Origin of the sequence: Paraburkholderia fungorum, from assembly GCF_902833645.1 — a bacterium.
Taxonomy (GTDB): Bacteria; Pseudomonadota; Gammaproteobacteria; order Burkholderiales; family Burkholderiaceae; genus Paraburkholderia; species Paraburkholderia fungorum.
The window spans coordinates 1026471-1041276 of record NZ_CADFGE010000001.1 but is presented as its reverse complement, the minus strand read 5'-3'; the positions used below and the strand labels follow the sequence as shown (position 1 = coordinate 1041276).

Here is a 14806-nt window from a genome sequence, read left to right as displayed (position 1 = left end):
TCGAGTTTGCCGGTTGCAGCCTCGGACTACAAGCGGGCATTCCGAGCCTGCCGTGAATTACAGGCGCTCGCCAAGGAAGGTCAGCGTGCGGCCATGCGCGAGCGCCGCGGCGTGCTGGTTATATGACGCGCGGTCCGAGCAGTTGAAGCCATGATCGGCGTTCGGATAGATGTTGAATTCCGCGTCGGTGCGCCCGGCGAAGCGTTCCTGAATCTGGCCGACGGCCGACAACGGAATATGCGCGTCGAGTTCGCCGTAGTGGAATTGCATTGGCACCTTGATCTTCGCCGCCTCTTCGAGCTTGTTCTGGATGCCGCCGCCGTAGTACGCAACCGCGCCGTCGAGCGAGCCTTGCGCGGCCGCCAGATACGCGAGCTGGCCACCGAAGCAGAAGCCGATCGCCGCAATCTTGCCGGTCACTTCCGGCATGGCGCGCAAGGCCGCAGCCGCGGAGCCGATGTCGGCCACGGCCTGCTCGACGTTGGTCTTCTGCATCAGCTCGATGCCCTTCGTGCGATCCGCGCCGTCGTAGGTCAATTCGACGCGCGGCTGGACGCGCCAGAATACATCCGGTGCGAGCGCGACGTAGCCGTCTTGCGCGTATTGATCCGCGACCGAGCGAATATGGCTGTTCACGCCGAAAATTTCCTGGATGATGATGACGGCCGGTCCCTTGCCGCCTTTGGGCAGCGCCAGATAGCCGCCGAAACTATCGTTGCCGGCGGGAATGTCGATCCAGCGGGAAGTCGTGCTCATGTTGCTCTCCATTTACCAGTGCGTTGATGCGTGAGGTCGGTCTGAATGAATGCCGGAGGCGTGAATGCCTGAAGCGGGCCGGTCAGTTTGCCATCAAAAGAAACGCCCTGCAGCGAGCCCGAGTGTGGCCCGGTGACGCTTGCGGCGCTCATGGTGCGCTGCTGATCTCGTAAGGCGATTGAAACATTCTTGATAATTCATTTTCTCGCGCTCACATGCAATCCGTTGATGCTGCGCTTGAGCGAGTCGATGAATAAGGTCGCGCCTTATCCGGTGCAAACGCCTTGACGCAGGAACTACGGCAAATCGCGAGCCGTGCGGAGAAAAGCGACTATCTGTCTCTATGGTCAGATCGAGGTGCGCCGCTTGCCCGGAAGCGGCGGGAAGGTCTCAGGGTCGCGGAACGGGTCCGGCGGCTCGCAGAGGAATGGCAGGGCGCGGCCACGCGGATCGCGGCCTTCGAAGCTTGATTCAAACTAGTTCACTGGCGTCTCCCAGCACACTGCGGAGCGCCTCGTTTTTAAGCACAAAGCCTATTCGAAACATTAACGGTTCAACACGCCAAAAGCTTTAGGGCGTGTTGTTAGACGAACGGCTCACCTGGCGGAAACCCGCATGGGCTGGTGCTTTCCAGCCTATCCTTCCGATTTGAATCGGCTCCTGGTGGATAAACGCTATTAGTGTTCATCCCACTTCCTCAAAAAAGTCCCACAATTTAATTTGTTGGCCTACACTTGCGCGCAAGTACGGTTTGCCGCCTGTCACAAACAGTCCGGTGAACGTGCTGGCCAAGTGCATGAACGATGCAACCGGCGTGGTCGTCCACGGGACTGAGCGACACGTGTAGGGAAGCGGGGGCACAGGGCGATTACGTTGTTTTTGGGACCGAAACTGGAGACTTACATGAACATCAAGATTCAAAAGCTGTTGCCGATCAGCGCCGCGGCCATGTTGTTTGCGTCGTTGGCAACCGGCGCGGTGGCGGACGAGGTCGTCAAGATCGGCCACGTTGCACCGTTGACCGGCGGCATCGCTCACCTGGGTAAAGACAACGAAAACGGCGCGCGTCTGGCAGTTGAGGAAATCAACGCCAAGGGCCTGACGATCGGCGGCCAGAAGATCACGCTGCAACTGGATGCACAGGACGACGCAGCTGACCCGCGTACGGCTACGCAAGTCGCGCAGAAGCTGGTTGACGATAAGGTCGTCGCAGTGGTCGGCCACCTGAACTCGGGCACCTCGATCCCGGCTTCGAAGATCTATAGCGATGCGGGCATCGTGCAGATCTCGCCGTCGGCAACGAACCCGGCCTACACGCAACAGGGTTTCAAGACGACGTACCGCGTCGTGGCGACCGATGCGCAACAAGGTCCGGCACTGGCTAACTACGCCGCCAAGACCATGAAGATGAAGAGCGTCGCGATCGTCGACGACTCGACCGCTTACGGCCAGGGTCTCGCCAACGAATTCGAAAAGACCGCCAAGTCGCTGGGCCTGAACGTGATGTCGCATGACGCGACGAACGACAAGGCTGTCGACTTCCGCGCGATTCTGACGAAGATCAAGGGCGAAAATCCGGACGCGATCATGTACGGCGGTATGGATGCAACCGGCGGCCCGTTCGCCAAACAAGCCAAGCAACTCGGCCTGCGCGCGAAGGTTCTGGCTGGCGACGGCGTGTGTACCGACAAGCTGTCGGACCTGGCTGGCGACGCAACCGACAACATCGTCTGCTCGGAAGCCGGTATGGCGCTCGAGAAGATGGCTGGCGGCCCGGCGTTCCTCGCCAAGTATCAGAAGCGTTTCGGTCAGCCGATCCAGATCTACGCTCCGTTCACGTATGACGCTGTGTACATCATCGTCGACGCTATGAAGCGTGCGAACTCGACCGATCCGGCGAAGATCCTGGCAGCGATGCCGTCGACCGACTACAAGGGTGTGATCGGCGAAACCACGTTCGACTCGAAGGGCGACCTTCAACACGGCGTGATCTCGCTGTACAACTACAAGGCAGGCAAGAAGACGCTGCTCGACGTCGTCAAGATGTAAGAACCGCATGACCGGAGACAGCTTTGTGGGTCTTCGGTCAAGCAGTTAAAAGGCACGCGCGCCGCATGGCTAGCGTGCCTTTTCTTTTGGGGTGCGGGCTGCGAAGCTGGCGGGTATGGGAACATTGTTTGGGAGAATGCCGTGACCACTGCGATCCATTCGATCGATAACAGCTGGCGCCGCTGGATTACTGAGAATCTGCTGCTCGATGCGCCGCCCCCTGCTGTGCACGGTGCGCTGGTCGGGCATGGTTTCGATCCGGCCGAAGCCGCACACGAAATCGAGACCGCGCTCGCGAGTCCTTACTTCGAGGGTGCCGCGCGTTTGCGCAATCGTTTGCGCAAACGCGAATGGATATTGTCGGTGTACGGCGCGCTCAATCGCATGCGTGCCGGAAGCGGCGAGATCGAACGGCGCGAGCGCTTATCGCGCAACGAATTCTTTGAGCAGTACTACTTTCAGAACCGGCCGGTGATCATCACCGGCGCTTTCGATTTCTGGCCGGCGCGCACGCAGTGGAGCTTCGATTACTTTCGCGAGCGCTGTGGGGATTGCGAAGTCGAAGTGCAGTTCGGGCGCGAGTCGGACGCGGATTATGAAATCAATCAGCCGAAGCTCAAGCGCATGATGCGTTTCGCCGATTATGCCGATCTCGTCGAGCGCAGCGGCCCGACTAACGATTTCTACATGACCGCCAATAACACCTCGCACAATCGCGCGGCACTGGCGGCGTTATGGTCCGATGTGCCGGTTATCGGCGAATATCTCGATGCCGGCTCGCCCGATACCGGCTTTTTCTGGATGGGGCCGCCGGGCACGAAGACGCCGTTTCATCATGATCTGACCAATAACTTCATGGCGCAGGTGATTGGCCGAAAACGGATCAAGCTGGTTCCGTTATCCGATACGCCGCATATGGTGAATATGCTGCATTGCTATTCGCAGGTGGACGGCAGTGCGATCGATTACGAGCGTTTCCCGTCGATGCGCAATGCTCATTTGATCGACTGCACGCTCGAACCCGGCGAATTACTCTTTTTGCCGATCGGCTGGTGGCATTACGTAGAAGGGCTGGATGCAACGGTGACGATGACCTACACCAATTTTCTGCAAGGTAACGACTTCTCGCGCGATTACGCGACGTACCACGAGGTGTGATACAGCGATAAAAAAACAGCGAGCCGGTTGACCCGGCTCGCTGCCCCCCCTTCAACGCTTGTTTTGCCGCGTCGTTATTTGCTGTCGTTATTCGTCACTTCTTTGGCGCCAGCGCGCCCAGACCGCCGAGCAAACCACCCCCTGTCGTGCCGCCCGCCGAGCCCGCCGTACCGGTCAATGCGCCGGTGACGGTGTTCAGCAGACCGGTGATCGGAGCCAGCGGATTGCTGGCGCCCCCGCTTCCACCGGTGCTGCCCGAACCTGCCGCCGATCCAAGCGCGCCTGTCAGCGACGAGACCGCCGACGTCACCGGCGCCAGCGGGTTGCCGCTGCTGCCGGCCGCGCCGCTCAGGACGCCGGTGACCGAGCTGACCACGCCGGTTAGCGGTGCGAGCGGACTGCCCGAGCCGCCGGTGCCGCCGGAGAGTCCGCCGAGACTGCCGGTCACTGTGCTGAGAACGTTGGTTAGCGGTGCAAGCGGGCTGCCCGAACTGCCGCCGGCGCCGCCGAGACTACCGAGACTGCCGGTCACCGTGCTGAGGATGTTGGTCAGCGGCGCAAGCGGACTGCTCGAGCCGCTGCCGCCGGTCAGGCCGCCGCTCAAGGTGCCGGGCAGCGCGGTGAGAATGCTCGTCAAAGGCGCGAGCGGATTGCCGCCCGTGCCGCCGCTGCCGCCCGGATTCAGAATTCCGGTGAGACCGCCGAGCGGGTTGCCGCTGCTCGAACCACCTGCCGTCAGCAGGCCGCCGGCGGACGTGACGGTGTCGCCGAGCTTGCTCACGACATTGCCGAGGTTCTGACCGATCGGATTGTTCGTCGCGCTGCTCACCTGGCTGCCCGCGCTGTCGAGGCCATGACCGATGGTCGATAGCAGACCGTTCAGCGGCGCGCCGAGACCCGTCGTATCGCCGACGGTTTGGGTCGTCTGCGCCAGCGTGGTGGTGATCGGCGTGATCGCGGTGCTGACGGTTTGCGTCACTTGCTGGATCGGGCCGTTCGTCAACTGCGAGGTCAGTTGCGTGCCGAGGCCGCTGACTGTATTGCCGAGCGTCGAGACCGTGGCGCCGAGCGGTGTGGTCAACGGACTGAGCGGCGCGGTGGGGCCGGTGCCGAGACTCGTCACGAGCTGGCCGGCGCTGTTGACAGCCTGGCCCGCGTCATAAACCAGATTGCCGCTGCTCGCCAGCGTTGTGCCAAGCGGGTCCTTGGCGTTGCCGAGCTGGCCGAGGCCGTTCGCCGTGCCCGCGCCGACCGCCGTGACGCCTGCACCGAGATTCGAGACAACGTTGCCGAGCGCGGTCGTGGTGGCCGGGTTCGCGCCGGGGATCGGCGTGAGGCCGATCTGGTTGCCGATCGCGGAGACGGTCTGGCCGGTCGTGCTGACTACATTGCCGGTGTTCTGGACGACGACTCCGATCGGATTGGCGCTCGATGGCGTTGGGGTTGGCGTTGGGGTTGGAGTAGGCGTCGGAGTCGGAGTCGGAGTCGGAGTCGGAGTCGGAGTAGGCGTGGGTGTCGGGGTAGGTGTCGGTGTCCCGCCACCGCCGCCTGCTCCAGCGCCTGCCCCTCCGCCCGAGAGGCCCGGGTTGAGCGTCGAGGTTCCGCACCCGGTCAGTAAAATCATCGACGTCACGCACATGGCGATCGCCGACAGTTTGAAATTGCGATTCATGGTCTGCTCCCCCGTAATTGGAAACTGCTGGGGAGCTAACTGCAAGGCCTATGCCATTTGTGATTGCGAGACCAGTCGGCGTGGAAAACCCATGCTAATCAACGACTTGATGGGGTTCGAGAGAGGCGGAGAGCGCATTGAGCTCGCCGATGTGGTGGGGAACACGTCAGTGTGCAGGCCTCGCGTAACGTAACGCAACGTTGCGCGTTTTCGTATGGCGCGAGTTCAGCCGATGGAGCCGCAGTGCACGTCTGCGTCAGATCTTCAAACGCCGCAACACCTTTGGACCGGTGATCGCAATCAGCGCCGAACACACGGCTACCACGGACAACCCGATCGGCAGACTGGTTACCTGGGTCACCGCGCCGATCATCACCGGCCCGAACAGCAGCCCGAAGTAGGCCAATCCGGCAACATGCGCGAGTCCTTCGGCCGCGTGAATGCCTTTGACGCTCGCCGCTGCGGCGAACAGCACCGGCATCATGTTCGCGAGCCCAAGACCCATTAGCGTGAAGCCGATCAGCGCGGCAACCGGATGTGGCAGCAATAGCGCGCCGACCATCCCGGCGCAGGCAAGCGACGCGCTCGCCATCACCAGTTGCGGTGCGCCGAAGCGGGCACGCACGGCGTCACCGGCGAAACGCGCTGCGGCCATGCCGCCGGAAAACGCCGCGTACGCCGCGCTCGCGAGAGCCGGCGTAGACAGCACGACGTCGCGCATGTACACGGTGGCCCAGTCGTACATCGCGCCTTCTGCGATTAACGCGACCAGCGCAATCGCACCGAGCGCCCACAAGGCTGGCGATCGCCAGCGATTGGCGCGCGGCGTGGCTGCGTCGGGATGATCGGCGTGCGGTACATGTGGCAGCACGGATGGGCACGCCGCGATCAGCACCAGTGTGCTGACCGCGGCAGCCAGCGCGAGGTGGACAGCCGGCGCCATGCCGCGCGCCAGCAAGGCGCCGCCTGCTGCCGCGCCAAACATCCCGCCGAGGCTGAACATGCCGTGCAGCGCCGACATGATCGGCTTGCCGAGCGCCTTCTCGACAGCGCTCGCTTCCGCGTTCATCGCGACGTCGAGCGTGGCCATGCCGGCGCCGAACACGGCCAGCACGATCAGCAGCATCCAGTAAGCCGGTACGATCAGGATCAGCGCCGCACACGCGGTCATCACACAGCCGCCGGTCAGACAGGCGCGGCGTGTCCCGACCCGGGCGATCCACGGAGCGTTCGCCGCCATCGCGGCGATCGAGCCGCCGGCCACGGCCAGCAGGGCGAACGAGAGCATCGCCGGATTCAGATGGAAGCGGTCGCGCACGGTCGGCACATGCACCCCCCACGACGCGTACATCATGCCGGCAATGAAGAACACCGCCATCGTGGCAATCCGGGCGCGCTGGCGTGCGGTGTCGGAGAGATCGCGATGAGCGGCGGGAAGGGAGGCGAATTCGGACGAACGGTCGGACACTGAAATCTCGTGGAAGCGACGCGTGAGAAAGCGCCTTGTAAGCGAATTTCCGATTCTAACGAAGCTCGCTACCTTATGCTTGAAGGCTCGAAGCGAATTGATCCAACACTTATCTATCGAGGACCGCGCACGTGAACATTCCCGCTCACGCTCCGCTACATCTGCTGCATAAGGCGGCTATCGGTACGCTCGCCACCCACGCACGTCAGCCGGAGGGTTTTCCTTATCCTTCAGTGCTGCCGTTCGCGCCGGACCCGCAACACCGCCCGACAATTCTCGTAAGCCGGCTCGCCGAGCATACGCACAATCTGCACGCCGATCCGCGCGCCGGCTTTCTGGTCGTCGACGCGCCTGAGGACGACGTGCTGAGCGGAGAGCGCGTCACTTTGCTCGGTACGTTCGAGCCGGTCGACTCGACTCCCGACGTCGTGCAGCGCTATCTGCGCTATCACGCGGACGCGGAGCGGTACCTGCTTCTCGGCGATTTCGCTTTTTGGGCGATGCGGCTCGAACGGCTGCGCTACATCGGCGGTTTTGGCGCGATGGGCTGGCTGGCCGGCGCCGAACTCGATCCTCTGCCGCCACTCGATTTTGACGAAGAAAATGCGCTGATTGAGCACTTCACCGCTCGTTCGTCAGGCACCCGGGGACTTCAGTTGCTCGGCATCGACCGATATGGCGCTGATCTCAAGCGGGACGGCGTGCGCACCCGTTTTGCCTTCGACGATGCGAAACGCAGTACCGAAACCTTGCATGTGGCGCTCGAAGATTGCATCCAGCGCCACGCTAATTAAGCCTTGATTGCTGTTTTGGGGAAAACACTCATGCTGCAATAACAATGCAGTGTGGACGCAGCAATATGTTCCGATGTTTCATGTAAAAGCTTTCATGGCATGAAATGTTGGCGTGATTTCTTTATCTTAAATTTCATTTTTTGATAGTTAATTCAGCCATTACTGATGCGAGGCTGCTGTTTTCAGCAAAATGCGAAAATTAGCTATTTGAAAGGGACCGCGTAACATCGCCGCCGCTTGAAATTTTTTGAAACGAATTCGGATTAATTTCTCGACGGTCCTTTTGCAGTCTTTCTATTTTGTGTTAATCTCGCCATCAAATTCCGAGGCATGATCACCTTCAAAGGGCAAGCTGGCTTAAGACTGGCAGTCATTTATCCAAACCACAAGGGAACCTATGTCGTCATACAAGGAACTACTCGCCCAGCGCGAGAAGCTCGAAAAGCAGATCGAAGAAGCAAAGTCACGTGAATACGCTGAAGTGCTGAATGAGATCAAGCAGAAAATGGCCGATTACGGCATTACTCTGGCTGAACTCGGCGGTGGCCGTGGTGCCAAGGCTGCTAAAGCCGGTCGTCCGCGCGCTGGTGTCGCGCCGAAGTATCGCGACCCGGATAGCGGCAGCACGTGGTCGGGCCGTGGCAAGCCGCCGCGCTGGATTGCAGGTCTGGATCGCGAGAAGTTTTTGATCCAGAAGTAATACCAGTACCGTCAATCAGCCACGCTTATAGCGTCTGCTGTTTGCCAGAAAAAACCGCGTACCGTTCAGGGCGCGGTTTTTTTTCGCCCTGAAAATTGTTGTGGTTCTTTGTCGCAGGTACTCCATGAAACTGGAACGCGAATGCTTTTCGTTTAGATAAGCAACTGATTTAAAAGGATTTTTTTGTCTCTCCCCAGCGCATATCGAGGTGCCGCGGGTAGAATGCAGGCATTGAACTTTTTCATTCGATTCAAAGATGCCGTCCACCGTCGCCGTTCAGTCCGCCGAGAAACATCGCGTCGCGCGTAAAAGTACTTTTGTCAGTATTGCGCTCAATACGGTGCTGATGGCGCTGCAAATCGTCATCGGGGTGTTTGCCCATTCCCAGGCGCTGGTGGCCGACGGTATCCATTCGTTAGCGGATTTGATTTCCGATTTTGTCGTGCTAATCGCCAATCGGCACAGTGGCGCCAAGCCTGACGCGGATCACAATTACGGACACAGCCGCTATGAAACGGTTGCGTCATTGTTTTTGGGCGCGCTGCTGATTGTGGTCGGCGTCGGTATGTTGTGGCGCGCCGGAACACGTCTCGCCGATTTGCAAAGCATTCCCGCCGTGCATATGAGCGCGCTCGCGGTCGCGGTGCTGGTGCTGATTTCCAAAGAGAGCCTGTTTCGCTACATGCTGCGCGAAGCGCAACGCGTGCGTTCAGCCATGTTGATTGCGAACGCGTGGCACGCCCGCTCGGACGCCGCTTCGTCACTGGTCGTCGCGCTCGGCATTGTCGGGAGTCTTGCGGGCGTGCGCCTGCTCGATCCGATCGCCGCGGCAATTGTCGGCTTTATGGTGGCGCGCATGGGCTGGACGTTCGGCTGGGACGCGTTGCAGGATCTGTCCGACCGGGCGCTCGACGAAGCCGCCTCCGCCGACATGCGCGCGCTGTTGCTCGCGACGCCCGGCGTGCGCGACGTGCACGAAATGCGTACCCGCAAGATGGGCGACTTCGCGCTTGTCGACGCGCATATTCTGGTGGACCCGCTGATCTCGGTCTCGGAAGGGCACTACATCGCCGAATCAGCGCGCTTGCGCTTGCTGACCGACAACCGTGTGCTCGACGCGCTGATCCATGTCGACCCGGAGAATGACGCGATCGCCCGCCCGCCTGTCAATCTGCCGGCGCGGGAGCGAATCGTCGCCGAAGTCAAGGCGGCGCTGGCCGCGGGCGGCGCGAAGGCCGAGTCGGTCAATCTGCACTACTTGAGCACGGGGCTCGATGTCGAAGTGGTTTTGCCGGCGTCGGATTCGCGCGCTGCCCAGCGGGATGCACCTGCCCTTGCCGGCGTCGATCTGGACGCGCTCAGGCGCAGTCTGGGTGCCCGCAAGCTGGAGGTGCGACAACGGTTGGACCTATTAACGGACAGGAGCGACGCCTCGACGGAAGCCAGGCTGGATCAGGCCACAACCCGGGTCAAGGCCGCGGAACCGCACGGCAACGCCTGAGCGGCGTCGCGCGAATCGAAAAACCGTTCGGAATTCCTGAACCGCCGCTTTACCGCTTCACAGTGGCAGTTGCGTATCGAATTTGATTTCGCGTAGCACGACGCTCGTGCGCACCTGAGCAACGGCGGGAATCTTGAAGATGCGTTCGTGCAGAAAGCTGTCGTAGGCCTTGATATCCGGCGCGACGATCTTGAGGATGTAGTCGGATTCGCCGGTCGTGCTGTAGCACTCGGTGACTTCCGGGCAGGTGGCGATTTCCCGTTCGAACTGCTCGACCCCGCCTTCGGTATGGCGCGTGAGATGGATATGGGCGAGGGCGCAGACGTGCAGACCCAGCTTTTCGCGGTCGAGCAAGGCCGTGTAGCGCTGGATCACTCCAGATTGCTCCATGTCCTTGATACGGCGCCAACATGGAGTGCTCGAGAGGCCGACCTGGTCAGAAATCTCTTGCACGGACCGGCGTGCGTCGAGCTGCAGCAGGCGCAGGATTTTTTGTGAGAACGTATCGAGTGTCAACTGCGCCTCCGTTGGCGTCGCCCTATCAACGCATGGTAGAGGTCTCGAAAACGAAACGCAATGTAAAACGGCTTCGAGGAGGGAGATTACCTAATTTGCCGGTTCCTCAGCGGGGTTTTGTCCTGTGCCGTCCCCTTCTTGACTCGCCGCCGGCATGGCTGCCTGAATTGCGCGCAGATCCTTGAGCATGTTGCAGAACAGGGCGCCCTGTTCGATCGCATCGTCCAACGCGACATGCGTATGCGGGTGTTCATCGAACCAGTGCTTCGGGAAGCGCGGCTTGATGTTCTTGCGGTACGGCAGGCCGGTCAGCGCGAAGGCCAGCGTCTTGATGTCGAGCGCCGACCACGAAAACGGGCAGCGGCCGACAAAGCGCATCATGTACCAGAACATATAGGTGAAGTCGAAACCCGCCGGCATCGCCACGAACACCGGTTTGCCCGGCAACGCCTCGACCCATTCGACGTAGGCTGTGAGGGCGGCCTGCGGATCCTGCAAATCCTTGCGGCAGGCCTCCCACGCTTCCGGCTGCGTCTTCCACCATGCTTCCTGCACCGGATGCGGCGTGGCGCCCTCGAGCAGCTCCAGATTCGCCGAGAAGGTGGCGATCAGCTGCTTGTCCTCCGTGTACGCGGCGGAGGCGAAACTAAGCATCGAATGCGGACCGGGAATCGGGCCGTCCGCTTCGACATCCGTGCTCACATAGATTTCGCCGCTCATGCCACGACTCCGTCGGCCACGTACGGATTGGTGCGGCGCTCGGCGCCGAACGTGGAGGTGGGGCCGTGGCCCGGTACGAAGGTGACGTCGTCGCCGAGCGGCCAGAGCTTTTCGCGGATCGCGCGGATCAGGTCGGCGTGATTGCCGCGCGGAAAATCCGTACGGCCGATCGAACCGGCGAACAGCACGTCGCCCACCAGCGCGAGCCGATGTGCGCGGCTGAAGAACACCACGTGGCCCGGTGTGTGGCCGGGGCAGTGATAGACCTCGAGGATTTCGTTGCCGAATTGCACGGTCTCGCCGTCTTGCAGCCAGCGGTCCGGTTCGAACGCCTCGGCAGCGGGAAAGCCGAAGCGCGTGCTTTGATCCGGCAGCTTGTCGAGCCAGAAGCTTTCGTCGGGATGTGGGCCTTCGATCGGCACGCCGTAATGCGTGGCGAGCGTCTTTGCGCCGGCGCAGTGGTCGATGTGGCCGTGCGTGAGGAACACTTTTTCGACTGTCACATTCTGACGCGCGATCTCACCCTGGATGACATCCAGGTCGCCGCCCGGATCGACGACGGCCGCGCGTCCGGTTGCCTCGCAAACGAGCAGCGAGCTGTTCTGCTGGAATGGCGTGACGGGGATCAAGGTGACTTTCATGGGTGACGGCGCCGCTGGGAAAACGTTGATTGTACCGGCGTCTCGTCGATACTCGCCGAGGGCGCTGAAGCCCCGCCACAGCAGGCTTTCGGGTGCCCATTTTTGCAGCACGAGTGAAAATTCTTCAAGGTTTTCAGTCGCTTGTCATCCCAAAAATTTGTTTTGGGTATAATGCGGTCCATGCACAAGGAATTGTGCATGCCACAAGGCGATGCGTCCCCATCAAAAATGGGTATGCGGATTGCCACTCAAGTATTGGCTGCAGCAGCTTTTGCAGCCGTCAAGTATCGATGCTTTCGATGCACACGTCTTACCCAGCCAGGCGCCGCGCGCCTGCAACGGACTTGAATGCCGTGACGCTGGGTGGGGCCTACGCCGCTGTTCCTGTGCGCTGAGTTACGCGCGCAAGAACGTGTTTGCCACGTTCGATGGCGGCATGTGGGGTCTGGTCAGGCTGCCGGGGACAGGTTGCGCCAGACGTGAAAATTAACCGTGCGGTAGCGGCTGTATGAGCCGCATCCGGGCTTTGACGTACTGCGCTTTTCCGCGCGGCGCGTTGTCGTCCATTGCCGCCGGAGTCGCAGGCAACACGCTCAACTTTTCGCGTGATGCGGCTCGACAATTTGATTGCACGTCTTATGAAAACTCGGTTATCCCGTGGTCTGGGGACTATTTTTGCCTTTTTTGTGCTGGCCGGTTGTGCTACGCCTCCGGGCGCGAACACTACGGCTGATAGCGGCGCTCCGCTGAGCACGAAGAAAGTGCAAGCAGCCTCCTTCGGCCCACAAGCTTTTGGCAGCGCGCCGGCCTCCGATGCCGCCGCCAAAAGCCCGTCGTTGGCCGATGCCAAGCCGCTAACGGACGAAGGTTCGGACATTTCGGACTTTGAGCAAACCGGGCGCGCCTCATGGTACGGCCGTGGCTTCCATGGCCGCCGCACCGCCAACGGCGAACGCTACGATATGCACGCGCTTACGGCCGCGCATCGTACGTTGCCGCTCGGCTCGTATGTTCGCGTGACCAATCCGGCCACTTCGCGCTCGGTCGTCGTTCGTATCAACGACCGTGGCCCGTATGCGCGCGGCCGGGTGATCGACTTGTCGATGGCCGCCGCAACCGCGCTCGATATGCGCCATGCCGGTACGGCGCGCGTCAAGATCGAAGGATTGACGCGACAGGAAGCTCGCGCTGAGATGAATGAAACGCTGGCATCGAACTCCGGTCCGAACGCGGAGAAATAATTTAGTGGCTGCGGGCGCGCCGCAAGCGCATTCGTAACGCCTGGCTGCACGGCGACAACGCATGCCGTGTCAGCCGAAAGACGAAGGGCCGCATCGCGCGGCCCTTTTCTATTGTTCGTCAACAGCAGGTGAATGCATGCCGCCCTTGGATCCCGGCGATCAGGGTTCGCGTCGCGAGTCCGATTTGCCAGCGGACATTCCTTCTCGCGCCTTATTCCTCGTCTTTCTTCAGCGCCAACGCGCGCGTATAGAGCGCGTTGCGCGACGCGCCGGTGAGGGTCGCCGCGACCTTTGCCGCGCTGCTCACCGTCAATTCTTCTAGCAGGATGTCCAGCAGCGCGTCGTGATCGTGTTCGCCGACGGCTTCCGGCTGTGCGCCTTCCACCACCAGAACGAACTCACCGCGTTGCCGGTTCGGATCGGCGGCGAGCCACGCTGGCCCTTCGGCCAGGGTGCCGCGGTGCAGCGCTTCATGTAACTTCGTCAATTCGCGTGCGATCAGCAGCTTGCGTTCGCCGCCGAATGCGTCGGCCAATGCCTGCACCGTTTCGACGATCCGATGCGGCGCCTCGTAGAACACCATGGCATGAGGATGCTTTGCGAGCGGTTGCAGCGCGGCGGCGCGGGCTTTGGCCTTCGGCGGCAGGAAGCCGAGGAACGAGAACGTTGCGACCCAGTCGCCGGCCGCGCTCAAGGCGGTGGCGAGCGCGCTTGCGCCAGGCAGCGGAATCACCGGGAAACCGGCTTCGCGCACCGCGTCGACGAGTTTCGCGCCGGGGTCCGAGATGCCCGGCGTGCCCGCATCGGATACATAGGCCACCCGTTCGCCCGCTTGCAGATGTTCGATCAGGCGTAGCGCCGCGGCCCGCTCGTTGTGCTGATGAACCGCGACGAGCGGTTTCGAGATGCCGTAGCGCGCGAGTAACTGGCCCGTGTTGCGGGTGTCTTCGGCGGCGATGCGATCCACCAGTCCGAGCACATGCAACGCACGCAGCGTCACGTCGGCGATGTTGCCAATCGGCGTGGCCACCACATAAAGCGCGGCGGCAGGGTACTGCTGCCCTTGCGCGAGTTCGGAGAGAGGAGTCATGAGGCAGAAAACGCAGACAGACGGAACGAGGCCGTCATTGTGCCACCCAATCCGGCCGCACAACTTTTCGAGACCGGCCGGGTCCAAACTCGTCGGCGCGGCTTTCGAGGCGCGCGCGATGGAGTTTTTGCAACGGCAGCGTTTGCGCTTCGTCGCGCGCAATGTGCTGTGCCGGGGCGGTGAGATCGACTTGGTGATGCGCGAGCGTGACGGTGCGCTGGTGTTCGTTGAAGTTCGCGCGCGTGCGCAGCGGCATTACGGCGGTGCGGCCGCAAGCATCGGGTGGCAGAAGAAGCAGCGTATCGTGCGTGCTGCGCGGCATTATCTGGCTACCCGCTGCAGGCATTCGCACGACGAGCCTGCCTGCCGTTTCGACGTGATTGCGTTCGAAGCCGGCCGGCTCGTATGGCTGCGCGATGCTTTTCGCGCGGACGAAGTCTGACGCGATGCGCTGAGAACGCACGTGAGTGCGATAAACTTGCGCTCGCGTACGGGCCTGG

General features: G+C 61.5%; 15 protein-coding genes. 7 read left to right on the top strand and 8 right to left on the bottom strand.

Annotated elements, in window-relative coordinates; translation table 11 throughout:
* Nucleotides 1–57 precede the first annotated feature (57 nt).
* Both HWX91_RS04710 and HWX91_RS04705 read right to left on the bottom strand, forming a co-directional pair.
* The gene (locus HWX91_RS04710) at nt 58–756 is read right to left on the bottom strand and encodes a dienelactone hydrolase family protein (RefSeq protein WP_028197778.1); all 699 of its coding nucleotides are present in this window, start codon (nt 754–756) and stop codon (nt 58–60) included.
* Nucleotides 753–908 (bottom strand): hypothetical protein, encoded by a 156-nt coding sequence (locus tag HWX91_RS04705; RefSeq protein WP_162181302.1) that lies wholly within the window; start codon nt 906–908, stop codon nt 753–755. Before HWX91_RS04705 ends, HWX91_RS04710 begins: the two co-directional genes overlap by 4 nt.
* Nucleotides 909–1659: 751 nt before the next feature.
* On the opposite strand from HWX91_RS04705, the gene HWX91_RS04700 reads away from it, so the two are divergent.
* Complete coding sequence (locus HWX91_RS04700) at nt 1660–2805, top strand: branched-chain amino acid ABC transporter substrate-binding protein (RefSeq protein ID WP_028197779.1); 1146 nt, start codon at nt 1660–1662, stop codon at nt 2803–2805.
* A gap of 141 nt (nt 2806–2946) precedes the next feature.
* Entirely contained in the window at nt 2947–3963 is a 1017-nt protein-coding gene (locus HWX91_RS04695; protein ID WP_028197780.1) for a cupin-like domain-containing protein, read from the top strand.
* A 94-nt stretch (nt 3964–4057) separates the two neighbouring features.
* On the opposite strand, the gene HWX91_RS04690 is transcribed toward HWX91_RS04695, so the two are convergent.
* Both HWX91_RS04690 and HWX91_RS04685 read right to left on the bottom strand, forming a co-directional pair.
* Nucleotides 4058–5635, bottom strand: a complete 1578-nt coding sequence (locus tag HWX91_RS04690; protein ID WP_028197781.1) for a collagen-like triple helix repeat-containing protein — start codon at nt 5633–5635, stop codon at nt 4058–4060.
* Nucleotides 5636–5891: 256 nt separating this feature from the next.
* Nucleotides 5892–7103 (bottom strand): MFS transporter, encoded by a 1212-nt coding sequence (locus HWX91_RS04685; protein WP_028197782.1) that lies wholly within the window; start codon nt 7101–7103, stop codon nt 5892–5894.
* Between the two features lie 131 nt (nt 7104–7234).
* Between HWX91_RS04685 and HWX91_RS04680 the strand changes: the two genes are divergently transcribed.
* The 3 genes from HWX91_RS04680 to HWX91_RS04670 all read left to right on the top strand — a co-directional run bounded on the left by HWX91_RS04680 (nt 7235) and on the right by HWX91_RS04670 (nt 10098).
* Complete coding sequence (locus HWX91_RS04680) at nt 7235–7897, top strand: HugZ family pyridoxamine 5'-phosphate oxidase (RefSeq protein WP_028197783.1); 663 nt, start codon at nt 7235–7237, stop codon at nt 7895–7897.
* A 397-nt stretch (nt 7898–8294) separates the two neighbouring features.
* Nucleotides 8295–8597 (top strand): H-NS histone family protein, encoded by a 303-nt coding sequence (locus tag HWX91_RS04675; RefSeq protein WP_028197784.1) that lies wholly within the window; start codon nt 8295–8297, stop codon nt 8595–8597.
* Between the two features lie 256 nt (nt 8598–8853).
* Nucleotides 8854–10098, top strand: a complete 1245-nt coding sequence (locus tag HWX91_RS04670; protein ID WP_028197785.1) for a cation diffusion facilitator family transporter — start codon at nt 8854–8856, stop codon at nt 10096–10098.
* A gap of 57 nt (nt 10099–10155) precedes the next feature.
* Here the strand turns inward: HWX91_RS04670 and HWX91_RS04665 are convergent, their stop codons facing one another.
* The 3 genes from HWX91_RS04665 to HWX91_RS04655 all read right to left on the bottom strand — a co-directional run bounded on the left by HWX91_RS04665 (nt 10156) and on the right by HWX91_RS04655 (nt 11975).
* Complete coding sequence (locus tag HWX91_RS04665; protein ID WP_012431468.1) at nt 10156–10614, bottom strand: Lrp/AsnC family transcriptional regulator; 459 nt, start codon at nt 10612–10614, stop codon at nt 10156–10158.
* 90 nt (nt 10615–10704) lie between these two features.
* Nucleotides 10705–11334, bottom strand: a complete 630-nt coding sequence (locus HWX91_RS04660; RefSeq protein WP_028197786.1) for a 3'-5' exonuclease family protein — start codon at nt 11332–11334, stop codon at nt 10705–10707.
* A complete protein-coding gene (locus HWX91_RS04655; RefSeq protein WP_028197787.1) occupies nt 11331–11975 on the bottom strand; it encodes an MBL fold metallo-hydrolase in 645 nt (214 codons plus the stop codon). Before HWX91_RS04655 ends, HWX91_RS04660 begins: the two co-directional genes overlap by 4 nt.
* 638 nt (nt 11976–12613) lie before the next feature.
* On the opposite strand from HWX91_RS04655, the gene HWX91_RS04650 reads away from it, so the two are divergent.
* A complete protein-coding gene (locus HWX91_RS04650) occupies nt 12614–13216 on the top strand; it encodes a septal ring lytic transglycosylase RlpA family protein (protein WP_375791927.1) in 603 nt (200 codons plus the stop codon).
* Between the two features lie 211 nt (nt 13217–13427).
* Here the strand turns inward: HWX91_RS04650 and rsmI are convergent, their stop codons facing one another.
* Nucleotides 13428–14306, bottom strand: coding sequence for a 16S rRNA (cytidine(1402)-2'-O)-methyltransferase (rsmI, locus tag HWX91_RS04645; protein WP_028197789.1), 879 nt, complete (start codon nt 14304–14306; stop codon nt 13428–13430).
* Between rsmI and HWX91_RS04640 the strand changes: the two genes are divergently transcribed.
* Entirely contained in the window at nt 14305–14748 is a 444-nt protein-coding gene (locus tag HWX91_RS04640) for a YraN family protein (RefSeq protein WP_028197790.1), read from the top strand. The two genes, rsmI and HWX91_RS04640, sit on opposite strands and share 2 nt — an antisense overlap.
* The last annotated feature ends 58 nt before the right edge of the window (nt 14749–14806 follow it).